Origin of the sequence: Campylobacter concisus (genome assembly GCF_015230015.1) — a bacterium.
GTDB lineage: Bacteria > Campylobacterota > Campylobacteria > Campylobacterales > Campylobacteraceae > Campylobacter_A > Campylobacter_A concisus_AF.
This window is the reverse complement of the sequence record NZ_JAAKZC010000003.1, coordinates 1-22,387: the sequence shown is the minus strand read 5'-3', so window position 1 is coordinate 22,387 and position 22,387 is coordinate 1. Positions and strand designations below refer to the sequence as shown.

Genomic DNA, 22,387 nt, shown 5'->3' with positions numbered 1-22,387 from the left:
ATTTATACCTCACGCTTCTTCACAAAACTAGCAATGAGACTTGGTAAGATGATGAGCGCACCAAGCAGCATAAATATCATAACTAGATCCGTTAGCAAACCAAAATAGATAGTCGGTATAAAGTTGCTCGTTATCATCACGCTAAAGCCAAGGAAAATGGTAAATGATGTGTAATACATCGCATATCCTATGCTAGCGTGTGCAGCCTTGATGCTCTCAAAAACGTCCTTTGTAAGCAGCTCCTCTTTGAAGCGGTGGATGTAGTGGATGATATCATCAACGCCGATACCGATGCTGATCGCTGCGATCGTAATGCTCATCACATCAAGCGGTATGCCAAAAAATCCCATCACGCCAAAGAGCGTGCAAAGCGGGATCAAATTTGAAACTATCGCGATGGTTGCTAGCTTGATACTTCTAAAAACAAAGCAGAATATAACAAAAAGTATCGCAACCGTTAGACCAAATGTATCAACCTGCGAGCTAAGTAAATTTTGAAGCATGTTGTTATAAAGCACCATCATACCGGCCACTTCTATGCTCACGTTGTCATTTTTGGTAAGCTTGGCAAGCCCAGCCTTAAGCTCTTTTAAAAACTCATTTCGCCTAAGCTCAGAGTCGCTATCGATGATCCTTAAACTAAATCTAAGCTCGTCGTTTTCGACGCTTACATAAGGGCTTAGCAAGATGTTTTTATACTCAAGCGGAAGTTTTTCATACATCGCAGCAAGCAAAAAGTCGTCGCTAACGCCGTTATTTAGCTCTTTTATAGCCTTTATGAGCGTTGCAAGCGAGCTTACGTTGCCTACAAAATTTTGCTCTTTTAGATAGTCGTGAATTTTTTCTGCAACTCTTGTGTGATAGCTATTAAACCAGTATTTTGCGTCTTTTGCGTCCTTTTCAAACTCACTTTCAAAGTCGTCTTTTTCATCACTTTTTTCTTGTTTTGGCTCGATCTCTTTAAATTTAACTATCACATCAACCGGGATCGTGCCACCAAGCTTTGTGTCGATAACTTGCATGCCTTGGCGGATCTGCGTACTCTCTTTAAAGTAGCCAATGAAGCTGTTTTCAACCTTTATCTTGCTTATGCCATATACGCCAAAGCAGACAACTAGCACGCAAACTGCATAGATGATCTTTCTTGAGCTTAGGGCTAAATTTGCGCAGTATTTTGTAAATTTAAAGCTGTTTTCAAATGTCCTAACAGGGGCAAGCTTCTTTAAATTTACATTTACCGCGCCAAATAACAAAAATGCAAGCACGAGTGAAACGCTAATGCCCGCACTCATCATAATACCAAGCATGATAACTGGCTTTATATCGGCACTCATTAATGAGCTAAAGCCAATAACCGTTGTAAATATCGCCCAAAAAGATGGAGAAAATTTGTCACGAAGTGTCAGATAGATGAGCTGATTTTGGCTGTATTTCGGGTGCCTTGCGTAAAATTCCCTATAGCTTACGACTAGGTGGATGACTGTTGAGATGGTGATGATGAGCTGAAGTGCGATGTAGTTTGAGCTAATGACCGTCACTTCCCAGCCAAACATACCAAAAATTCCAGTCGTAAAAATGGCACTCACTGCGCAGATAAACATCGGTAAGATGATCCATCTTAGCTGCCTAAAAAATAGCCACAAACTAAAGCTAAGAAGCGCTAGAACGCTTAAGCCGTAAATCAAAAGATCGCTCTTTATAAAGCCTATCATATCATCAGCGATCATATTTGCGCCGCCTAAGAATAGCTCATCATTTGCGTTAAATTTAGCGATAGTTGCCTTTATGGCTTCAAGGTTTTTGTGATCGCTCTTTCTAAGCTCATCTCGGTAGGCCTTAAATTCAGCCACAAGTGCTTGAAATTTAAGCTTTTCTGCCTGCGTGATAGTGCCATTTGACTCCTTTTGGCTAAGTAAATTTCGCTCATTTAAAAGCTCGTTAAATTTATCATCTTGCTTTAAATTTAAAGCAATCGCCGTGGTTTTTAGATCTTTGCTTATCAAATTTCCACTATAAATGGGGCTTTTTGCAAACTCAATCTTTGCTTTTGAGATATTTATATCTTTATCACTTAGTGTTGGCGTGTGCTCTAAGATGCCTGTAACGCCGCCTTTTACGCTATTTAGAAGCGGCACATTTAGGATAGAGATAACACTGCTAACCATCTCATTTTTGGCAAGTTCGTCACTTAAATTTTTAATAAGCTCTAAATTTTTAGGTAAAAAAAGATCATCTTTTGGAGTAAAAGCGACCACCAAAAGCCCAGGCGAGTCGTAGCGCTTTGCTATCTGCCTATAAGCTTTTAGGTCAGGGTCATGTTCAAGCAGCAAGGTCTCGGCTGAGGCGTCGATGCTTAGTCTTGTGCTAAGGTAGCCAAAAACAACGCTTAAAAGCAGGACAAGCGAGATAACAAGCTTGTTTTTGGCAATGATAAATTTAAAAATTTGTCGCATCAAGGATTAGTTTTGTTTTGATCAGGCAAAACCGCTTCGTTTAGTTTTTGTAAAAGCGTATTAAAATCGCCATTATTTAGCACGTCGCCAAATTGGCTTCTATAAGTTTGTATAATGCTTACACCAACGATATCAAGGTCGTAAATGAGCCAGCCGCGCTCTTTTGCGTCGTAAAATTTATAGATAAATTCATAGCTTTTGCCATCATTTATAAGCTCAGATGTGATCCAGTATCTATTTTTTTGTGGCTCACTTTGGCCTGTTATACGGATCTCTTGATCTTTGTAGCCTAAAAGTTTGTCGATGTATGAGCTTTTTAGTTTTTGCTCAAAAGCAGCGTCAAATTTAGCTTGCTCGTTGACACTTAGGCTGTTGTAGCGCTTGCCAAGGCTGATTTTTGCCATTTGTTTATAGTCAAAAAATGGATCAAGCAGAGCAAAGATCTCTTTTGTCTTTGCATTATTATCTAAATTTGCATTTTTTAAAACCTCGATCACTTTAGCAGTTTTTGCCTCTATTTCGGGCTTTATCTGCTCTTTTGACATAGCAAAAAGGCTAGTTGCAAAAAGTAAAATCGCTGCAAGAATTTTTAAAATTTTCATACTTACTCCTTGATAAGTTTATCGCGTCTTTGCTCGTAAGCATCGCGTAAAAATGGATATAGATCGATCGCGTCTTTGCGTAGTTTCTCATAAGCTGTTGGGTCTTGTGCAAAGCTATTAAACGTCCTATAAGACTTGATACCAGCCGATAAAAGCATAGGGTCTACGTAGCTGATAGGATCGGCAAAATAGTCCCCAACTAGGCCTCCAGTATCTCTTAAATTTGATGGTCCGATAAGTGGCCAAACGATGTGAAATCCGCTTCCTAGCCCCCAGTATCCAAGTGTTTGTCCAAAGTCCTCGTTGTGAGCCTTGAGATCATAGTATTTTGCTCCGTCTGTTAGCCCACCAAAGCCAATTATCGTGTTTGCTAAAAAGCGTAGAGTCTCTTCGCCAGCATTTTGAAATTTAAACTGAAGCAGATTATTTACAAAGCGCACTGGAAAAAGGAGGTTGTCAAAGAAATTTGCAACCATCGTTCTAGCTGTGGCTGGCACGACATAAGCGTAGCCTTTTGCTACTGGAGTTAGCATGTTTATATAGATAAAGTCATTTACATTTGTCATCACTCTGTTGTAGCCACTAAGTGGGTCAAATACATCTTTTTTTGCTTCAAACTCAACGTCAAAATCATCTTTTTCATTGCCATTAGTCGCGTTTATGTCGGCGCTGGCACAGGCTAAAAGCAGGCTACAAAAGATAGCTAGCAAAAATTTCATCATAAAACCTTAAAATTTATTTATAAAATGTGGCTTAGATTTTATCTTTTTGAAACTTTACAAAAAGTTAAAGAAAATTTGTAGTTTTAAGCTTGGCCATTAATATAATTAGATATACTTTGCAAATTATTATTATATATTTAGAAGGTTAAAATTTTGAAAGCAGATATAAATTTAGAACTATTTCTAGGCGAAGACACGCAGGTTTTAGCAAAGCATATAGCGCTACTAAAGGCGATAAATGAGACAAAAAGCATCACAAAAGCAGCTGAGGTTGTCGGCATATCATACAAAAACGCTTGGGATTGCTTGGATACCATAAATAACAAAAGTAGCAAACCGCTAATCGTAAGGGCTGATGGCAACAAGAAAAATAGCGGTTCAGAGCTTAGCCCATATGCCAAAAAACTCATAAAAATTTACGACGCCATCCTTGAGACACAAAAGGACTTTTTGCAAAAAATTTGTCAAAAGGTTGATTTTGAGGATGTTGATATCATAAATTTACAAAGGATGAGTATGAATTTAAGCGCCAGAAACCAGCTCTCATGTGAGATCGTTAGTATAAACAGAGGCGCTGTAAATTCTGAGATAGTTGCAAAACTAAGCAATGGCAACACACTTGAAGCGACCATAACAGTTGAAAGCGAGAAAAATTTAGGCCTAAAAGTGGGTCAAAAAGTGGTTTATATCTTTAAAGCGCCTACTGTCATACTCGCAAAAGATCTTGACCTAAAGATAAGCACTAAAAATCAGCTAAAAGGCCAGGTCATCGAGGCTAAGATAGGCGCTGTAAATGCTGAGGTCACGCTAAAGCTAAGCGACGAGCAGACGCTCACTGCCATCATCACAAAAGATAGCGCGATGGATATGCAAATAGGCGTTGGCGACATGCTAATAGCGATAGTAAAATCATCTCAAATCATAATAGGAGTATAAATGAAAAGGGTTTTTGAATTTCTGTGCGCAGTAGCTCTGCTTGCCATGAACGCACTTGGCGCAGAGGTAAATGTCTATGCTGCGGCAAACACGACCTATGCGTTTCCTGAGCTTATAAAAGAGTTTAACAAGCTTCATCCAGACGCTAAGATCAACCTAACTCTTGGCGCGAGCGGCGGCCTTGTCACGCAGATACAAAACTCGGCCCCAGCTGATATCTTTATGGCTGCTGATATGGGCTTTGCGCAAAAGGCCTACGACACAGGCTTTGCAGTGGCTGCACCAAAAGTTTACGCTCAAGGCGCTTTGGCGATCTTTTCTATAAGAGATGTGGATTTTAAAAAAGGTATCGAGGTGGTTCGTGGCCTAAAAGCGATCTCGGTAGCAAACCCAGAAACCGCACCTTACGGCAAGGCTAGCATCGAAGCTCTTAAAAATGCAAAAATTTATGATGAAGTAGAGAAAAACATCGTCTACGCTCAAAAAATTTCTGAGACGCTATCTCAGGCACTAAGCGCTTCAGATGTTGGTTTTATCGCTGCTAGTGCGCTTTTTAGCGAGAAAATGGCTAAATATAAAGAGGGCACTAACTACATCTTCGTGCCTCAAGAGCTCTACACTCCGATCGATCAAGGCATCGTGCTTTTAAAACATGCTGAAAATAACGCTGATGCAAAGGCATTTTACGACTTTGTCCTAGGTGATAAAGCAAGAGAAATTTTCAAGAAATTTGGCTACAACGTCCCAGCTAAATGATAAAAGCAAAGATCGTTCAAATTTATTCTAAAGATGGCGTCAGCTTTTTTGAGCTTAAGTGCGTAAATTTAGAAGCAAATTTATATATGCTAGCCTTAAATGAGGCTAGCAAATTTGCTCTAAATGATGAGGTGAGCTTAAATTTCAAAAGCTCAGACGTCGTTTTATCAAAGATAAAGCTTCAGGCTAGCTCGCTTGAAAATGAGCTAAAATGCGTGGTTGCAGGCATAACTCGTGGCGAAATTTTAAGCATAGTTAGCCTAAGGTGTGGGCAGCTTTGCTTTGAAGCTATCATCTCAGATCACGCCCTAAAAGGGCTAAATTTAGAGGCAAATGACGAGCTCTTTGCCTACATCAAATCAACAAGTATCCACGTAAGCGCTTAAAAATGATAGAAATTTCTTGCAAAAAAGAGCTAAATGGTGGTGGCGGTAAATTTATGCTTGAGGCTGAGCTCGCCTTTGAAAGCGGAGAATTTGTCGCACTTTATGGAGCAAGTGGCGGAGGCAAGACCACGATTTTAAGGCTCATTGCTGGCTTTGAAGCCCCACAAAGTGGCGTGATAAAGGTTGGGGATAAAGTCTTTTTTGATGAAAAGACAAATTTAGCCCCACAAAAGCGAAATATCGGCTTTTTGTTTCAAGACTACGCCCTTTTTGAAAATATGAACGTCTTTAAAAATTTGCTCTTTGCAAATAACGATGAAAATTTAGCAAATAAACTACTTGAAATTTGCGAGCTAAAGAGCCTAAAAAACGCCAAAATAGGCGAACTCTCAGGCGGTCAAAAGCAACGCGTAGCACTTGCTCGTGCGGTTATGAAAAAGCCTGAAATTTTACTGCTCGATGAGCCACTAAGTGCCCTAGATAACGCTATGCGTGAGAAGCTGCAAGACTATTTGCTAGCGCTTCACGATGAGTTTAAGATGAGCGTTGTTTTAGTAAGTCATGACATAGCTGAGATTTACAAGCTTTGCAGCAAGGTTTTTGTCCTTGAAAATGGCAAAATTTCAAGGTCTGGCAGTGCGAGTGAGATATTTTTAAAGAGTGCAGGATCGCAGAAATTTGCATTTAACGCTAAGGTTTTGGAGATCAAAAAGCGTGACGCCATTTTTGTGGCAAGCGTGCTAATAAACCGCCAAATTTGCGAGGTTGTGCTAAGTAGCGCAGAAGCTAGTGGGCTAAGAGCTGGTGACACGGTGGTGGTTAGTACAAAAGCCTTTGGCGTAAATTTGGTAAAAGCATGATGAGCGAGCTAGCAAATATTGATTACGAGCCGTTTTGGCTCTCACTAAAACTCTCTTTTATCACGACATTTATACTGTTTTTCTTCTGCGTAGGGCTTGCTTACTTTATGTCGCAAAAGAAATTCTTTGGCAAGGCATTTTTAGAGTCCATCATCTCGCTGCCTTTGGTGCTGCCGCCAAGCGTTCTTGGCTTTTATCTGCTCATTTTTCTCTCGCCCTACTCATTTTTTGGCAAATTTATCGAAGAGCTCTTTGGCGTAAGGCTAGTTTTTAACTTCACTGGCCTTGTTGTGGCAAGCTGCATCTACTCGCTGCCATTTATGTTTGGGCCCATTTACGCTGGTCTAAATAGCCTAAAAAAGAGCCTTTTTGAGGCGAGCTATAGCCTTGGTAAAAGCAAGCTTACGACCATTTTTAGGGTCATCTTGCCAAGCATCAGATCAAATTTACTAACCGCGATCGTTGTTAGTTTTGCTCATACGATGGGTGAGTTTGGCGTGGTTTTGATGATAGGTGGCAGCGTGGCTGGCGAGAGCAAGGTCGCTAGTATCGCGATATTTGAGGCGGTTGAGATGCTTGACTATACCAAAGCTCACATCTACGCTCTTTTGATGCTAATAATCAGCTTTTTCGTCCTTTTTGTCGTCTATTTTTTAAATTCTAAAAAAGCTTAAAGATATATAATAGATAAAATTTTTAAAGGACGAAACATGATAAAAGTGCCTACAAGCATCTATCTAAGGACTTTAGACGGTAAAGAATTTGACTTTTCAGCCTTTGCAAGGACCCACAACTGCGTGGTTTTTATCTATCCAAAGATAGGCGAGGACTTCGAGCTTTTAAGCGAACAGCTACAAAAGACTGCTGGCATGAAAGGCTGCACCAAGCAAGCGATAAACTACAAAAAACTTCTTAAAGAATTTAACGATCTTGGCTTTATGGTGGTCGCCATCGGCTCCCAAGATATCGCGGCTCAGAAGAAATTTGAAGAAGAGACCGCAACTGGCGTGATGTTTTTAAATGATAGCGAGTTTATGCTAGAGCGCGCGCTTGAATTGCCTGTATTTGCAGCTTCAAATGGGCATAAATTTTACTTTCGTCAAACACTTATCATAAAAGGTGGCAAGATAAGGCGCGCATATATCGTAGATGAGCCTGAAAATGACGCTAAAAATATGCTAGAAAAATTGCAAAATCAAGAGTACTAGGAGGGTAAAATGAGCCAAAATAGCAAAATAGAAAAATCTTATGACGAACTAACTTACAAATCAGCAGCATTTGCGCAGTCATCGCCTTATAAACTAGAGGCTTGCGCTACACTTCTTGGCATCAATCCACCGCCTTGCAAAAATGCAAAAGTTTTGGAGATAGGGTGCAGTTTTGGTGGAAATTTGATCCCATTTGCTGTAAATAATAAAAATGCAAGAGTAGTTGGCATCGATCTTAGCGGTGAGCAAATAAGGCGCGGACAAGAGATCGTAAAAGAGATAGGACTGCAAAATTTAGAGCTAATTCACGGCGATATCTGTGAGTTTAAAAGTGATGAGAAATTTGACTATATCATCGCTCACGGCGTCTTTAGCTGGGTGCCTGACTTTGTAAAAGAGGCGATACTAAGAGTTATAAGAGAAAATTTAAGCCAAAACGGCGTGGCGTTTATATCTTATAACACATACCCAGGCTGGAAAGTAAAAGATGTAGTGCGTGATCTTATGCTGCTTGCTGCAAAGGATAAAGAGAGCACGGAGGATAGACTAAAGGCCGCAAGAGAGGCGCTTTTGGTTTATAAGGAGGTCTTGCTAAAAAGAGATAATGAAGAATTTGAAAAATTTATGCCTATTAAGTCGCTTATCACTTGGATAGATGATATTCTTAGCAAAGATGATTTTTATGTAGTGCATGAGTTTTTGGAGGATATAAACGATCCATTTTACTTTAAAGATTTTTGCGAAAAAATAGATAAATTTGACTTAGCTTATCTTTGTGATATTGATATGAAAGATGTATTTGTGCCTGATTTTGGAAATGCTCTTGTGGATGACTTTAAAAATGTGCATTTTGCAGATCGTATACAAAGTGAACAGTTTTTAGATATTTTAAGTATGAAGATTTTTAGGCAGAGCCTAATCGTTCATAAAAATGCTTTTGAGGTCATTAAGGCAAAACAGATAGGTCCAAGTGATATAAATAAACTTCACGTTGTGGGGGATTTTATAAAAAGAGATAACGGATGGTATGATAGATTTCATATCATGCCACAAGATACATGGTGGCTTTGTGAGGTTTTTAACAAGATGTTTCCAGCGAGCATAAACCTCTCTCAGATTTTAGAAATTTTGCCAGAAGACAAGCTTACAGTTTATAGCGCTTTTGTAAGGCTTATAACTAACTCGGCAAACACAATGATAGTAAAAGATGAGCTAAAAGATATAGAGTATAGGCCAGGGTATTCAAGGCTAAACCCAAATTTGATAAATTATGTTAAGTATTTTTTAAAACATAAAGATAAGACGGACATTGTTTTTGCAAATAAATTTGGAGTTTCTGAAAAACTAAATTTGGTTGATTATTATATATTTTTACTACTAGATGGTAAAAATAACTTAGAAGATATTGTAACCAAAGCTTTAAAATTTATAAAAGAAAATGATGTCAAGCTTTTTGAAACAAATGGCAAGGAGATAAAAAGAAACAAAGTTGTATCAAATATATTGAACTATGTGGCAGGCACTATAAAAATAGCTAGCATGCTCTATTTGCTTGAGGAAATTTAAAATGAAAAGAATTCTTGCACTTATATTTTTTATATTTCTAGCAGGTTGTGCTAGCAAACCAAGTGTAAAAAACCTAAATCTTAAAAGTAGCCTAAACTACGGCGGAGAGGAGCTTGCAAAGATACTTGAGCAAGATGATGCAGTGGCATTTAGCAGCAACTTGCGTGAGGGGATTTTCATCTACATAAGTAACGCTAAAGTCGCAAACTATCTTGGCGTAGTAAGAGCCGAGAGACACGCTAAATTTAGCGTAAAAGAGCTAGGTCAAAACGATCTTTTGATAAAAAGCGTAAATGACCTAACGCAAAGCTTTGATGCTAGTTTGGAGCGAGCTAGAGAGCTAAAATGTGGCACTTTGGTGATCAGACTAAAAGATAAATTTCAAGATTTAGAAGTGGCAAATAAATTTTTAGAGCAAAACGAGAGCGCATTTTTAAAGATGAGTGGCGAGATAAGGTGCAAGTAGCCTTATCTACCCTGCTCTTTAAATTTACTTATAAGATTAAAAACTTCATCTTCTAAGCTCAAAGTATTTTTGCCAAAAGCTACGTAAAATGGGCTTTTTAGATCCGTTAGCTTGTAGCTTGGCTCGCATCTACCGCTAGCATTTAAGACCTTGCCACCGCTAAATTTCACTATTGTCTCGCCTGCGGCATTGTCCCAAAGATAGCTTGGGCTAAATCTCACATATATCCCACCAAGCTCAGCTAAACGGCAAAATTTAATGGCAGATCCGATGCATTTTTGCTTGAAATTTAAACTATCTCTTATAAGCGTGGCCCTCTTCGTCTCACCTCTTCTGCTTGAAAAGATGAAGTTATTTAAGCTTTTAGCTTTTTCATTTAGATCTTGCCTTTCTACGATCTCATCATTAGCGCCTAAAATTTCTTTAAAAGCGCCGTTTTCATCAGCGTAAAAAAGCTCTTTGCTAACTGGGATAAAAATGACGCCAAGCACCGGCCTAGCCTCTTTTATAAGCGCTATGCAAACACAAAATTCGCCATTTCTAGCTAAAAATTCTTTCGTGCCATCAAGGGGATCAACTAGCCAAAATTCGTCTTTGTCACTCTCTTGCAAGATACTCTCTTCAGAGCAAATTTTTATCCCGCTTTTACTTAGCTCTTTTAGTATCACCTCATTTGCCGCTAGATCAGCACTAGTGAGCGGCGAGCTATCATCTTTTAGGCAGACTTTGAGCGCCTCGCCATTAGATGAGTAAAATTTCATTATCTCACGCCCAGCACTAATGGCTGCTTTGATGGCTAAATTTAAAAGCTCGCTCATTTTGGTGTTCTGTTTGTCTCCCCAACGTAGAGCTGTCTTGGACGGACGATCTTTATGCTATCTTGCTCTTTTAGCTCGATCCACTGGCTGATCCAGCCTGGCGTCCTGCCGATAACGAAGATGACGGCAAACATATTGTTTGGTATGCCAAGTGCTTTTAGGATGAGCCCTGAGTGAAAATCAACATTTGGATATAAATTTCTACTTACAAAGTAGTCGTCATTTAGCGCGATCTCCTCGATGCGGTTGGCGATCTTTATAAGCTCTGAGCTAATGCCGATCTCATCCATCAGCTGATCCCTCATCTTTTTAAGCACCTTTGCGCGTGGATCAAAGTTTTTATAGACCCTGTGGCCAAAGCCCATTAGTCTAAACGGATCGTTTTTATCCTTTGCTCTAGCGATGTATTTATCGACGTTTGCGACCGTGCCGATCTCTTCTAGCTGGCGGATGACGCCCTCGTTTGCCCCGCCATGAGCCCAGCCCCAAAGTGCGCCGATACCTGCACTTATACATGCGTATGGGTGCGCGTGTGTAGAGCCAACAGTCCTAACGGTAGTCGTTGAAGCGTTTTGCTCGTGGTCAGCGTGTAGCATAAAGACCGTATCAAGCGCCTTTATCTCGATAGGCTTAAGATCGACGTGCTCGTACGGATAGCCCCTCATCATGTAGAGGAAATTTTCTGTAAAGCCACGATCTAAATTTGGATAGATGATAGGAAGTCCGCGTGAGTAGCGGTAGCTAAAGGCCGCTATCGTTGGGATTTTGGCGATGATACGCATAGCCATCTCGTGGTACTCTTCGGGCTTATCCATATTTAGGTGGTCTGAGTAAAAGGCACTTAGCGCTGAGACCGCTGCTTGCAAGATCGCCATAGGGTGCGCCTTGTCTGGAAATGCGTCAAATAGCTTCATCATGCCCTCGTGTATGAAGCTTCTTTTTTTAAGCTCGTCTTTAAAGCCCCTGTATTGCTCGCCAGTTGGTAGCTCTTTGTTTAAAAGCAGGTAAGCAACGTCTAAAAATGTCTTATTTTCAGCCAAATACGCGATGTCGTAGCCTCTATACATGAGCTCGCCCTTTAGGCCATCGATGTAGGTTATAGCTGAGCGGCACATCGCAGTTGAGGTGTAGCCCCTGTCAAAGGTAAACATCCCAGTGTCACTAAAGAAGGTCGATATGTCGATGACGTCTGGCCCCATCGTACCTTTTAGGATAGGAAATTCATAGCTCTTGCCAGTTCGGTTGTCGATTAGTGTGGCTGTATTTGATGACATTTTTACTCCTTGCTTTTTGATTGCATTAAAATTTTGATGATTATAGCTCCTATTATAGCTTGTGCGAGGCTTGCTAGGATAAAAGATGAGTAAGAATAGTCACTTATCTCGCCTGATTTGTGTGCGATAGTAGCAACTGCGATCAAAAGCGTGAGTGGCATAGACTGCGAAATGGCAAATAAAAATATCCCTCTAAAGCCAAGCTTGCCCAAAAAGAGCAAACTAGATACAACTCTCGTGCCAAGCATCGCTAAAAATATAAAAACAGCATCCTTTATCACTTCGCTAGATCCTAGGCTTGAAAGCTTAAAAGTAGAGCCTATGTGGATGAAAAATATCGGTACCAAAAAGCCAAATCCAAAGCTTGAAAGCTTGTGCGGCAAGTCCTTTTTGTGATCAAAAAATGTCGTTATAAACATACCTGCGATAAACGCACCAAAGGCGACCTCTAAATTTAGATATAGCATCAAAGCTATCATCGTGAAAAATACCGCGATGCAAAGCCTGATGTCCTTCTCGTCCTTGTCATAGTGTGGCATAAGCACCACTTTAAGCCCCGGATACCACCAAAAAAGCACGTCCAAAATTTTAAAGCTAAGCACACTGATAGCCAAAAATAAGATCAAATATCCAATCGTTAGCCATAAATTTATGCTCGCTCCAAACTGCAAGTAAGCAGCGGTAAATGTTAGAAGCGTGATGCTTAAAAGCTCGCCGATAGTTGCTATTAGCATGCTTAAATTTAGCCACTCTTGCTGCTTGCCATACTCCTTAAATAGCGTAAATACCATACCAACGGCCATTATCGGGATGATGATGATGTAAAGCAGGCTAAGCTCAAGTCCTAGCGTCAGGGCCGTGGCTAGAGCGTAGATGAGCGCTAGATAGATGAGCCCAAGGCGCAAAATTTTACGGTCGATGTTTATGAGCATCCTAAGATCGATCTCCATGCCAGCTAGAAACATCAAAAAGAAAAAGCCAACTTCGCTGATGAGCTTAAACATCTCGTTGTCGCCAACGACTCCGATGTAGCCAGCAACCGCTCCAAGTAGTATCTCAGCAGGTGCGACTGGGATGCGCAAAATTTTAGAAATATAAGGCGAAGCAAAGACGATAAATGCCAAAACGACAAGGATGCTAAGCTCGCTTGCTTGGTGTAACTGCAAAAAGATCCTTAAAATAAAAATGCTTGATTGTATAAAAAGCTTTGTTATTTTTTGATTAAGCTAAGCGGAATTTTGGCAAAATGGCGGCTATTTTAGAAATTTGGAGTGAAATTTTATGCGTAAAATTAGCCTTTTTATTTTGATATTTTTTGGCGTCTTTTCTTTGGCAGGCGAGCTAAATTTAGTTGAGAGTTTTAGATTTGATGGCAGCACATTTTATAAAAAGCAAGTGGTTAAAAACGAGAGCTTTTACTTTTTAAAAAATGAAAACATGGACGAGCACTTTGCTTCTTTTAGAGTAAAGTTTGACAAAGATGTCAAGACAAAAAACGAGCTAGAAGAGCTAAAAAGGGCTCTTAAGCAAGATAAAAACGTGCTTTTTAGTGAAGAAAATGATCAAATTTTAGCCCTCATAAAAGATGAAACTAAGAGCAAAAATATAGAAATAATCCACTTTTTACTTAAAAAAGATGGAGTTATGATGCTTTCGTATGAGAGGATTTACGATCCAAAAACCTTAGCAGATGCGCTTAAACCGGTACTTTTAAGCGAAGCTAGAAATTTTATGCTGCAAATGCCAAAGGTAGAGGCTAGGTAGAGAGGCGCATGTGGCGGCGCTTCGCACTGCATGGGGTTTTGTTAAATTTGAGCAAATTTTAAATTTTATGAACGAGTAATTTCGGCTCTAAAATTTGAGCTAAGCTGTAAGCGAAGCCAAATTTTAGTGTCAATTCTTAAGAGTGAATGAAATTTTAAAATTTGCAAATTTGTTTTTTAAACCATGTTAGTGTCAAATAAATTTAAAAATTTAAAAAAAACTTGATTAAATTTGTAAAAAATAATTTTAAAGAATACCTATTTATATATGTAAATTTACTAGAGAGAATTTAAGAGCCAAAAAGGCTCTTAAATTTTAGTGGAGTTCGCTCCAGACTTTGCGTTTCCAAAGCCAAGCAAAAATTCCCAAGATAAAGAAGTAGATCATCACGTAAATGCCTGTGCTCTCACGCTCAGCCTTTTTGCTGTCACCTACTTTTTGGATGTAAGATACTATGTCATCTTCAGCGGCTTTGTTTAAGCCAACTCTAGGCATCGCAGTGCCTGGAAGCATCTTTTGAGTATCGTTTATAAATTTATGCAAGTAGTCTGCACCTTTTGAGCGGATCATCATAGATAGATCAGGTGGGTTTGAACCCATATAAGCTGCGAGGCTTACTTTGTTGCTAAGAGTATATTTTTTATCATACTTCATATCGTGGCATCTTTGACATGCGTCAGCGAAGACCTTTTCTTCAGTGATCTTGCTCTTTGCTTCTGCGTCAGCTGATACTTTTTTAAGATAAGCAACTATGTCAGCGATCTCAGCATTGATATCACCGCCAGCGCCCATAAATGCAGTCATAGGATATGGCTTCTCGTCGTTAAATTTATGAGATAGTTTTACAGCCATAGTTGGATTTTTGATAAGTGCTGCCAAAAATCTCTCGTCATAAATTTTACCAGCTGTGCTAAGATCTGGTGGTACTACGCCAAAGCTTTGGCTAGCAGTTTCAGCGTCCATACTAGCTGGCATACCAGCTGCTTCTATGCCATGACATCCTGTACATCCAGCTGCGCCAAATGTCTCGGCTCCCTTTGTAGCATCACCCTTTGCAAGGTCGATCGAGTTTATATCAGCCCAAAAAGCTGTATAGTCATCAAGAATTTTTTGTGCTGTCTCGACATCTTTTGTAGCCGCTTCTATGCTAGCTTTGTTGCCGCCAGCTTTTGCAGCCTCAAGCGCCTCTTTTTTCTGCTCTAAAAAATGCTTTGCATAGTCAGTATCTTCTTTTGAGAAGTTATACTCAGCATTTGCAGTGTGCGGATGAAGCTTTGTGTGAGCGTAAGGCTCGATACCCCAGTATAAAATACCTGAAAGGATAACAACGATGGCAAAAATTTTAAGCTCTTTCATGATTAGCCCCTTTTTCTTTCAAGTATTGTGATAACCGGGAGTGCGACTATAAATAGCACCAAAAATAGTAGTGATGAGTAAAATCCTATCCAGTCGTTGATGCCGCCTGTTGGAAGCTTGCCATATATAGATAAGACAATAAGGTCAATGACCAATACCCAAAACCACACGAAAAATAGCGGTCTTTTGTGAGCTGGTGCCACAAGGTCACTTCTATCAAGGAGCGGTATAAGCATAAATGCCACGCCTGCAAAGGCAAACGCGATAAGACCGATGTTATAAGCTGAAATTCCTGCTATATCAAAGAAGAAGCCACGTAAAATTTCATATTGCCACAAGAAGTACCACTCTGGGTAGATGTGTGGTGGAGTTTTTAGTGGATTTGCTGGCTCAAAGTTGATAGGATCCATCGCAAAGCCAAAGTGATAGCAAACAAGATATATAACAAATATCATAAAAAATGATACATACATGAAGTCTTTTGCCAAAAATCCCGGCCAAAATGGTATAACTTTAGCTTTTGCTCTGTCGCCGTGTAGATAAACCTCAGCCTCTACGTCAAAGTCGATATCTTCGCTTGTTAGGTTATTTACGTGTGGAACTCTTAGTGAGTAGAAGTGGATAACCAAAACAACGATAGTTACAAGCGGAAGCAAGCAGACGTGAAGCATGAAAAATCTAGTAAGCGTTGAGTCGCCAACTGCGTAATCACCCCTGATCCACTCAACCAAAGCATCACCGATAACTGGCACACCGCCAAAAAGCTGAGTGATAACAGTAGCCGCCCAGTAGCTCATCTGACCCCATGGGAGCATATAGCCACTAAATGCTTCTGCTGAAAAGCAGATAAATAGCACCATACCGCTTATCCAGATGACCTCTCTACCTCTTTTGTATGAGCCGTAGTAAAGTCCAGTAAGCAAGTGGATATACATGATAAGAAAGATCGTCGAAGCTGAAATCGCATGGATATGACGCCAAAGCCAGCCGTACTCAACCTCTTGCATGATAGTGTAGTTTACGCTATCAAAGGCTAAATTTACGTCTGGTTTGTAGTACATCATAAGCAAAAAGCCAGTGATGATCAAAAGCAAGAAAAGTGTCGTTAGGATAACGCCCATCGCCCAAAGGAAATTTATATTTTTTGGGATCCAGTATTCGCTAACTAGAACCTTCATAAGTTTTGTAAAAGCTAGGCGCTGATCAAGCCAGTCAATAACGCCAGTTGATTTATGAGATAAAGACATCGCTAACCTCCTAAGCTTTAGCTACTAATTTTTCGTATTCTGGGCTTGTTTCGCCTAGAACTAGCTTGGTACCATCGATCTTAAACGGTGGGATATCAAGCGGTCTTGGTGGAGGTCCGTATATCTGCATGCCATCAACGTTAAATTCGCCGCCATGACAGGCACAGACAAAAATTTGCTTGCTCGCTTTATACTCAGGGATACATCCTAGGTGTGTGCAAAGTCCGATAACAACTACATATCTAGCATCTCCAACTACTACATCTCTCTTGTCGTTTTTAGCCATATCTGGACTTTTTTTGAGGATGAAGATAGGCTTTTTACGCCACTCAACCTGTCTCATCTCGCCATCTTTGATCGGGCTTAGATCGACAGTTGTAAAACCAGCGGCTTTTACGCTAGGGAGCGGATCCCAGGTCTTTTTCATGGCAACTAGCGACATAGCGCCACCCACAGCTGCCACAGCACCAAACGCAAGGCCGATAAAGCTTCGTCTTTCTTGCTTTACTGACATTAATTTCCTTTCTATAAATAAAATTTAAATGATTATACTCTCAAAAAATTAAAAAACTATAATCTCACAATATAGTTTGTAAAAATAAAGTGAATTTAAGCTTTAAATTCACGTTTTTTTGGGTAAATTTTGAAATTTATTTTAAAGCAACTTCTTATTTTCTAATTCAATAGAAAAGAATATTCATACGTCATTCACAACAAGGTTGAATGAATAATTTTAAAAACTAACTAATTCACAAATAATCATTATTATAGAACATTATGATATTATTAGACCATTTATTTTAATAAAATACACATAGTTTTATTGTACTAAAAGAGAGAGCAAATGAATGAAAGCGAAATAAGAGAAGAATTAAAATATACTCTTGAAACCGAACCTGCAAATTATTCAAAAATTTTAAAACTATCGTCTGAGTTATCTAAATTTGATGAGAATAATATACGTTTTTCTATAGATGCTGGGATAATCAATAGATTGGGTAAAGAGCTTGTAGCTAGACATGAAACTGCTGTATCTGAGCTAGTTAAAAACTCTTATGATGCTGATGCTAAAAAAGTTGAGTTAACTTTTATTGATTCGCTTGATGTTGGTGGAGTTCTTACTATTAGTGATGACGGTGTTGGCATGACCAAAGAACAATTAATAAATGGTTTTATGCGGTTAGCGTCAAGCGATAAAATTCATTATCCGCTCTCTCCAATATATAAAAGAAAAAGAGCTGGTCAAAAAGGAATAGGTCGTTTTGCTGCCCAAAGGCTTGGAAGACAATTGACAATAATAACGCAGACAGAAGATTCCAAACAAGCACTTGAAGTAACTATAAACTGGGATGATTTTAAAAATGATCAAGATTTAATGTTTATTGGTAATAAGATAGAATATAAAGATCGAAGGGCAAATAAAAAAAGCGGAACAAAATTAATTATAAGAGATCTAAGGGATAAATGGACAGAGGCTCAGATTAAAAGAGTCTATAGGTATGCGTCTGAAATTTTACAACCTTTTCCTCTTTCAAAAGTAAAGCTAAAAACAGAAGATCCTGGATTTAAGCTTATATGCAATAGAAAAGAAGGTGATCTTGCTGAAGTAATTGCAAATGACAGTACAATGTTTTTTGAACATGCCTTGGCTGAAATAACAGGTTTTGTTGATGAAGATGGGTATATTAAAATAAGCATTGAGAGCAGCAAATTAAATTATAGTGTTAAAAATGTTATTTTAAATCAAAACAACCCATATAAAGAAATACGAAATATTTTTCTAAAAGCATATTATTTTGTCTATGGAGCTTCAGATATACCACCTCAAATTGAATCTTTTATTAGGGAAAAGGCTAAAGAGCTAGGTGGCATAAGATTATATAGAAACGGCTTTAGAGTTCTTCCTTATGGTGAAAATACAAAAGGGATTTCAAACGACTGGCTGGGCCTAGATGCTTCTGTGAGAAGAAGAACGATCTTGCCTACTCATACAAACATTAACTTTTTTGGTTTTATAGAAATAAATGGACAGGATGACAAATTTGAAGAGCTTTCAAGCAGAGAAGGATTGCTTGAAAATAAAGCCTTTGTGGAGTTAACAGATTTTGGTTATAAAATTTTAACAGATGCAGCAATCAAAATAGCTTCAGAGAGAGGCGTAAAAACAAGGACCAATAAAAAAAATTGGAAAAAAGAACCTGAAGAAAAAATTTCAGAAATAATCGAAGAATTAGAAGACATAGCATCATTTAGTGAAGATGAGCAAACATCCGATTATAAAGAAGACCATGATGATATAAAAGAGAAGTTAAGTAGTGTTACTCAAAAACTTAAAGAAGCTCATGAAGAGCAAAGACAGAAGCAAAAAGAGTTATTAGAAGAAAAGAATCTTTTGAGGATTTTAGCAGCTTTAGGGCTAACAATTGGAGAATTTATTCATGAAATAAAACAATATCAAGCTGTTTTGGAAGCAGATATTGAAAATATTAAAGAGTACATAAACAAAGCAGGCAGAGGCCATGAGGTATCTGATAGGATTCGTGAAAATCTTAAAAGCCTATCAACATATACATCTTATTTTGATGAAACTATTTCGGAAAATGTTCAAAGAGAATTGTCGCCAGTTGAACTTGAGTCGGCTGTTTTGGCTTTTAAAAAGGCCATACATAATGATTTAATAAAGCGCAAAATATTGTTTAATTATGAAGCAAAAGAAGCCTTGCTGTATACTTGCCCAATGCACAAATCAGAATGGGCTTCTATTTTATTGAATCTTTATACAAATGCCAGAAAAGCTATACAAAAAGCTAATAAAGGAAATGGTAGTTTGTATATTGAAATTGGAAGTACGGAAAAGAATGTATACTTAGAGTTTTCAGACAATGGAAGTGGTATTCCTCTTGAAGATCGCGATAAAGTTTTTAATCCTTTTTTTACAACAAGTATGCCGGTTGGAAAAATTTCAAGAAATTATGAGGAGATGACGGGAACTGGATTGGGGTTAAAAATAGTAAAAGATATTATTACAGGTTATGGTGGAATAATATATGTAAGAGATCCTATTGAAGGATTTAGTACTACATTTAGAATAGAATTGCCATGCAAGAAAGGATACTATGAATTTTAAGTTCTTATATATTGATGATGCAAGTGATCAAGTGACTAAAGGATTAGCAGAAAGACTGTCTTCTAAAGAGTTAGGATTGTTGGTTGAGTATAAACATGTAAGTATTTTTGATAAATTTAATATACAAGACACCATAGGCACAATAAGTCAATATCAAGGATTAATTCTTGATCTTAGATTAGACAATGAACCTTATGATGGTAAAAATTTTCCTTTTACTGCAACAGAATTTGCCCAGCATATAAGAACTTTAGCAACCAAAGGAGAGTTAAAAACAGATATTCCTATTATTATTTTTTCAACGGAAGCAAAATTAAAAGACATATATTTTAAAGACATGACGAGCAATAATCTTTTTGATAGATTTATTATGAAAACTCAAATTTCTGATTTGGTATCAAAGAAATTATATTCGCTTGCGAATGGGTATAAAAAAATAGCCGAAACAAAAGACTTTGAAAATTTACTACAAACAAACATAAAGGCACTGGATGAAAGATTTTTTAGTAGATTTAAAATCGAAGAAATAATTCCTGTTCATGAGTATGCACAAGTAATATTAAAAGATTTAATTTATGTAAAAGGATTTTTGATAAATGAGCAGTACTTGGCTGCTAGATTAGGAATCGATATTGATAAATCCGGAGACTGGAATAGCGTAAAAAAGCTTTTTGAGGAGGCTAAATATACAGGGGTATTCTCGGATGGATGGAATAGATGGTGGATGCATAAAATAGATGAGATATTTGAAAAGATAGCAAACACTTATTTATCATATTTGAGTGCAAAAGACAAAGTTGAGATTTTCAAAAGTAAAGGTATTAAAAATATTGTTTTTCCAGAGCCTATTCAAGGAAATTCTAGCTACAGGTTTTGGACGGTTTGTAAAGCTTTGGAAAAACCGCTTGATCCAATAGAGGGATTTAAAGTATATACTCGTAATGAGCCAAAGCCTTGGCAAGAATACGAATACATATCATTAGAGGCGTTGCTGCACCCTTATTCTTTGCAGGAAAAAAATATAAAACCACATCCTTCCGAGTTAGATGGTATTAGTTTTGCCATTAAAAATGCGAAAAAACAATGAATTATACTGAATATATAAAATATCTGCGAGAATTTAAAGCTCTTTTAGAGAAAGAAGGATTAAAATGTATAAATTTAGATTCCGCAATATCAACAATCCACAATTATAAAGACTTGAAGTATGAGATAAAGCCGCCTATTAGAATAGAGCTCAATGGCAAATTTCCCAAAAGACTATCCCATACAAACACAGGAATACTAGAATTAGAATTTGACTTAAAACTTCATGGTAGTTTTCAAAATTTAGTTGACGGCAAAGATCCTTTTGAATCATATGGATTAAATATTACAATCTTTGGCTTAAGTGAGTCATATGGTAATATTTTGGTGAATGCAATTCACCTTGATAGACATGACGGTACTCAATCAAATGCCGTACATCCATATTATCATTTTCAGTTTGGTGGAAACAAATTAAAAGAACACGTTAAAGAATATGGGCAGGTTTTAATTTTAGATTCTCCAAGAATCATGTATCATCCTATGGAATTTATTTTGACAGTTGATTTTATAGTTTCAAATTTTTTACCAGAAACTTGGGAAAAATTAAAAAAAGAAAATGTGTATATTACAATTTTGAGGGAAATGCAAAAACTGTTTGTGGGGCCATATTTTAGATCAATTGCCAATTTTTTTCATCATACTTCAAGCCAATGGAAATACGATGAAATTTATCCTCAATTGGTTTAGGTAAATACAGTATATGAATCAAAAAATTTTTAATTATTTAAAAAGGTACAATAGAGAAATTCTTCCTATAAATAGGCTTCTTGTTTCTACATATGTATATTTAAATAACCTAAAAGTAAACAATAATAAGAAAATACTCAAATTAATTATATGTGAACAGGATGGAGATGAGTATAAATTTTTAAAAGAGTTTATGTTTTTAGTTAGAGAAATTAAAAAGGATTTTACTTACGAAGACCTTCTTGAATTATTTGAATTTGTAATTTCTCCATCAGACAAACTAATAAATGGAGCAGTTTACACACCTAGAGACATTCGAGAATTTATAACATATGAAGCATTTAAGCAACACTATAATATTGTAGACATATGTAATTTTAAAATAGCAGATATATCTTGTGGATGTGGCGGCTTTTTAATAAATGCATCCAAATATATTAACAAAGCTACCGGTAAGCCCTATAAGCAAATTTATAAGGAAAATATATTTGGATCAGATATTCAGTCATATAGTATAGAAAGATCAGAAATATTACTATCATTATTTGCCATAAAACATGGGGGAGAGGATGAAGAGTTTGAATTTAATCTGTATTGTGCTGATTCTTTGGAGTTTAATTGGTATAAAGAAAATACTCAAATAAGAGCAAGTAATGGTTTTGATATTATACTAGGCAATCCGCCATATGTATGTTCTAGAAACATGGATAAAAAGACAAAAACTTTAATTTCAAAATGGAGCGCCTGTGAAACAGGGCACCCCGATCTTTATATACCATTTTTTCAAATTGGATTTGATCTTTTAAGACCAAATGGGATTTTAGGGTATATAACCGTAAACTCTTTTATAAAAAGTCTTAATGGGCGAGGAATAAGAAGCTATTTTCATGAAAAACAAGTAGATTTAAAAATTATTGACTTTGAAGATGAACAAATTTTCAGATCAAGAACAACATATACATCAATATGTTTTTTGTCAAAAAGACAATCGGATACGGTTAGATATCTGCCATTAAAAAAATCCCAACTAAAAGATAATTTTAAATATCATGAATATCTGTATAGTGAGT

22 protein-coding genes are annotated in these 22,387 nt (G+C 37.6%); 13 read left to right on the top strand and 9 right to left on the bottom strand.

Annotation, left to right across the window (positions count from 1 at the left end; all coding sequences use genetic code 11):
• Positions 1-2: 2 nt before the first annotated feature.
• From G6W42_RS02330 to G6W42_RS02320, 3 genes are read right to left on the bottom strand one after another with little or no spacing between them, the layout of a single operon-like run.
• The gene (locus G6W42_RS02330) at positions 3-2,453 is read right to left on the bottom strand and encodes an efflux RND transporter permease subunit (RefSeq protein WP_194172800.1); all 2,451 of its coding nucleotides are present in this window, start codon (positions 2,451-2,453) and stop codon (positions 3-5) included.
• Positions 2,453-3,055: an ABC transporter substrate-binding protein gene (locus G6W42_RS02325; RefSeq protein ID WP_194172799.1), complete on the bottom strand. Its 603-nt coding sequence runs from the start codon at positions 3,053-3,055 to the stop codon at positions 2,453-2,455. Before G6W42_RS02325 ends, G6W42_RS02330 begins: the two co-directional genes overlap by 1 nt.
• A gap of 2 nt (positions 3,056-3,057) precedes the next feature.
• Positions 3,058-3,774, bottom strand: coding sequence for an MlaA family lipoprotein (locus tag G6W42_RS02320; protein ID WP_194172798.1), 717 nt, complete (start codon positions 3,772-3,774; stop codon positions 3,058-3,060).
• 156 nt (positions 3,775-3,930) lie between these two features.
• Here G6W42_RS02320 and G6W42_RS02315 point away from each other — a divergent pair, with 156 nt between their 5' ends.
• From G6W42_RS02315 to G6W42_RS02280, 8 genes are read left to right on the top strand one after another with little or no spacing between them, the layout of a single operon-like run.
• The gene (locus G6W42_RS02315; RefSeq protein ID WP_194172797.1) at positions 3,931-4,713 is read left to right on the top strand and encodes a TOBE domain-containing protein; all 783 of its coding nucleotides are present in this window, start codon (positions 3,931-3,933) and stop codon (positions 4,711-4,713) included.
• The gene (modA, locus tag G6W42_RS02310; protein ID WP_194172796.1) at positions 4,714-5,469 is read left to right on the top strand and encodes a molybdate ABC transporter substrate-binding protein; all 756 of its coding nucleotides are present in this window, start codon (positions 4,714-4,716) and stop codon (positions 5,467-5,469) included.
• Complete coding sequence (locus G6W42_RS02305) at positions 5,466-5,855, top strand: TOBE domain-containing protein (RefSeq protein WP_194172795.1); 390 nt, start codon at positions 5,466-5,468, stop codon at positions 5,853-5,855. The genes modA and G6W42_RS02305 overlap by 4 nt, the downstream gene beginning before the upstream one ends.
• Positions 5,856-5,857: 2 nt before the next feature.
• Positions 5,858-6,715, top strand: coding sequence for a sulfate/molybdate ABC transporter ATP-binding protein (locus G6W42_RS02300; protein ID WP_194172794.1), 858 nt, complete (start codon positions 5,858-5,860; stop codon positions 6,713-6,715).
• Positions 6,715-7,389 (top strand): molybdate ABC transporter permease subunit, encoded by a 675-nt coding sequence (gene modB / locus G6W42_RS02295; protein ID WP_103598772.1) that lies wholly within the window; start codon positions 6,715-6,717, stop codon positions 7,387-7,389. Before G6W42_RS02300 ends, modB begins: the two co-directional genes overlap by 1 nt.
• A 36-nt stretch (positions 7,390-7,425) precedes the next feature.
• A complete protein-coding gene (locus G6W42_RS02290; protein WP_194172793.1) occupies positions 7,426-7,923 on the top strand; it encodes a redoxin family protein in 498 nt (165 codons plus the stop codon).
• Positions 7,924-7,932: 9 nt separating this feature from the next.
• The gene (locus tag G6W42_RS02285; protein ID WP_194172792.1) at positions 7,933-9,489 is read left to right on the top strand and encodes a class I SAM-dependent methyltransferase; all 1,557 of its coding nucleotides are present in this window, start codon (positions 7,933-7,935) and stop codon (positions 9,487-9,489) included.
• 1 nt (position 9,490) lies between these two features.
• On the top strand, positions 9,491-9,955 hold the full coding sequence (locus G6W42_RS02280; protein WP_194172791.1) for a damage-inducible protein: 465 nt from the start codon (positions 9,491-9,493) through the stop codon (positions 9,953-9,955).
• Between the two features lie 2 nt (positions 9,956-9,957).
• On the opposite strand, the gene G6W42_RS02275 is transcribed toward G6W42_RS02280, so the two are convergent.
• Genes G6W42_RS02275 through G6W42_RS02265 form a run of 3 tightly spaced genes read right to left on the bottom strand, consistent with a single transcriptional unit; the run spans position 9,958 to position 13,213 of the window.
• Positions 9,958-10,773, bottom strand: coding sequence for a 3'(2'),5'-bisphosphate nucleotidase CysQ family protein (locus G6W42_RS02275; RefSeq protein ID WP_194172790.1), 816 nt, complete (start codon positions 10,771-10,773; stop codon positions 9,958-9,960).
• Positions 10,770-12,047, bottom strand: a complete 1,278-nt coding sequence (locus G6W42_RS02270; protein ID WP_194172789.1) for a citrate synthase — start codon at positions 12,045-12,047, stop codon at positions 10,770-10,772. The genes G6W42_RS02275 and G6W42_RS02270 overlap by 4 nt, the downstream gene beginning before the upstream one ends.
• Before the next feature lie 2 nt (positions 12,048-12,049).
• Positions 12,050-13,213: a cation:proton antiporter gene (locus G6W42_RS02265; protein WP_194172788.1), complete on the bottom strand. Its 1,164-nt coding sequence runs from the start codon at positions 13,211-13,213 to the stop codon at positions 12,050-12,052.
• Positions 13,214-13,328: 115 nt separating this feature from the next.
• Here G6W42_RS02265 and G6W42_RS02260 point away from each other — a divergent pair, with 115 nt between their 5' ends.
• The gene (locus G6W42_RS02260; protein WP_194172787.1) at positions 13,329-13,811 is read left to right on the top strand and encodes a hypothetical protein; all 483 of its coding nucleotides are present in this window, start codon (positions 13,329-13,331) and stop codon (positions 13,809-13,811) included.
• A gap of 315 nt (positions 13,812-14,126) precedes the next feature.
• Here G6W42_RS02260 and G6W42_RS02255 read toward each other — a convergent pair whose 3' ends face one another.
• From G6W42_RS02255 to petA, 3 genes are read right to left on the bottom strand one after another with little or no spacing between them, the layout of a single operon-like run.
• Complete coding sequence (locus G6W42_RS02255) at positions 14,127-15,167, bottom strand: c-type cytochrome (protein ID WP_194172786.1); 1,041 nt, start codon at positions 15,165-15,167, stop codon at positions 14,127-14,129.
• A gap of 2 nt (positions 15,168-15,169) precedes the next feature.
• Positions 15,170-16,414, bottom strand: a complete 1,245-nt coding sequence (locus G6W42_RS02250) for a cytochrome b (RefSeq protein WP_194172785.1) — start codon at positions 16,412-16,414, stop codon at positions 15,170-15,172.
• A gap of 10 nt (positions 16,415-16,424) precedes the next feature.
• On the bottom strand, positions 16,425-16,928 hold the full coding sequence (gene petA, locus G6W42_RS02245) for a ubiquinol-cytochrome c reductase iron-sulfur subunit (protein WP_194172784.1): 504 nt from the start codon (positions 16,926-16,928) through the stop codon (positions 16,425-16,427).
• A gap of 330 nt (positions 16,929-17,258) precedes the next feature.
• Between petA and G6W42_RS02240 the strand changes: the two genes are divergently transcribed.
• From G6W42_RS02240 to G6W42_RS02225, 4 genes are all read left to right on the top strand, one after another.
• Positions 17,259-19,541 (top strand): ATP-binding protein, encoded by a 2,283-nt coding sequence (locus tag G6W42_RS02240; protein ID WP_194172783.1) that lies wholly within the window; start codon positions 17,259-17,261, stop codon positions 19,539-19,541.
• Positions 19,531-20,628 carry a hypothetical protein gene (locus tag G6W42_RS02235; protein WP_194172782.1) on the top strand — a complete coding sequence of 366 codons (1,098 nt, stop codon included), beginning with the start codon at positions 19,531-19,533 and terminating at the stop codon, positions 20,626-20,628. The genes G6W42_RS02240 and G6W42_RS02235 overlap by 11 nt, the downstream gene beginning before the upstream one ends.
• Positions 20,625-21,317 carry a hypothetical protein gene (locus G6W42_RS02230; protein WP_194172781.1) on the top strand — a complete coding sequence of 231 codons (693 nt, stop codon included), beginning with the start codon at positions 20,625-20,627 and terminating at the stop codon, positions 21,315-21,317. Before G6W42_RS02235 ends, G6W42_RS02230 begins: the two co-directional genes overlap by 4 nt.
• 13 nt (positions 21,318-21,330) lie before the next feature.
• The coding region (locus G6W42_RS02225; protein ID WP_194172780.1) for an HsdM family class I SAM-dependent methyltransferase at positions 21,331-22,387 on the top strand (1,057 nt) is incomplete at its 3' end.

Excerpts from the sequence above, each read along its gene's own strand:
- G6W42_RS02235 (WP_194172782.1), top strand. The coding sequence starts at position 19,531 with ATGAATTTTAAGTTCTTATATATTGATGATGCAAGTGATCAAGTGACT.
- G6W42_RS02250 (WP_194172785.1), bottom strand. The coding sequence starts at position 16,414 with ATGTCTTTATCTCATAAATCAACTGGCGTTATTGACTGGCTTGATCAG.
- G6W42_RS02270 (WP_194172789.1), bottom strand. The coding sequence starts at position 12,047 with ATGTCATCAAATACAGCCACACTAATCGACAACCGAACTGGCAAGAGC.
- G6W42_RS02275 (WP_194172790.1), bottom strand. The coding sequence starts at position 10,773 with ATGAGCGAGCTTTTAAATTTAGCCATCAAAGCAGCCATTAGTGCTGGG.
- G6W42_RS02300 (WP_194172794.1), top strand. The coding sequence starts at position 5,858 with ATGATAGAAATTTCTTGCAAAAAAGAGCTAAATGGTGGTGGCGGTAAA.
- G6W42_RS02285 (WP_194172792.1), top strand. The coding sequence starts at position 7,933 with ATGAGCCAAAATAGCAAAATAGAAAAATCTTATGACGAACTAACTTAC.
- G6W42_RS02325 (WP_194172799.1), bottom strand. The coding sequence starts at position 3,055 with ATGAAAATTTTAAAAATTCTTGCAGCGATTTTACTTTTTGCAACTAGC.
- G6W42_RS02280 (WP_194172791.1), top strand. The coding sequence starts at position 9,491 with ATGAAAAGAATTCTTGCACTTATATTTTTTATATTTCTAGCAGGTTGT.
- G6W42_RS02230 (WP_194172781.1), top strand. The coding sequence starts at position 20,625 with ATGAATTATACTGAATATATAAAATATCTGCGAGAATTTAAAGCTCTT.
- G6W42_RS02260 (WP_194172787.1), top strand. The coding sequence starts at position 13,329 with ATGCGTAAAATTAGCCTTTTTATTTTGATATTTTTTGGCGTCTTTTCT.
- G6W42_RS02240 (WP_194172783.1), top strand. The coding sequence starts at position 17,259 with ATGAATGAAAGCGAAATAAGAGAAGAATTAAAATATACTCTTGAAACC.
- modB (WP_103598772.1), top strand. The coding sequence starts at position 6,715 with ATGAGCGAGCTAGCAAATATTGATTACGAGCCGTTTTGGCTCTCACTA.
- G6W42_RS02255 (WP_194172786.1), bottom strand. The coding sequence starts at position 15,167 with ATGAAAGAGCTTAAAATTTTTGCCATCGTTGTTATCCTTTCAGGTATT.
- petA (WP_194172784.1), bottom strand. The coding sequence starts at position 16,928 with ATGTCAGTAAAGCAAGAAAGACGAAGCTTTATCGGCCTTGCGTTTGGT.
- G6W42_RS02330 (WP_194172800.1), bottom strand. The coding sequence starts at position 2,453 with ATGCGACAAATTTTTAAATTTATCATTGCCAAAAACAAGCTTGTTATC.
- G6W42_RS02320 (WP_194172798.1), bottom strand. The coding sequence starts at position 3,774 with ATGAAATTTTTGCTAGCTATCTTTTGTAGCCTGCTTTTAGCCTGTGCC.
- G6W42_RS02290 (WP_194172793.1), top strand. The coding sequence starts at position 7,426 with ATGATAAAAGTGCCTACAAGCATCTATCTAAGGACTTTAGACGGTAAA.
- G6W42_RS02305 (WP_194172795.1), top strand. The coding sequence starts at position 5,466 with ATGATAAAAGCAAAGATCGTTCAAATTTATTCTAAAGATGGCGTCAGC.
- modA (WP_194172796.1), top strand. The coding sequence starts at position 4,714 with ATGAAAAGGGTTTTTGAATTTCTGTGCGCAGTAGCTCTGCTTGCCATG.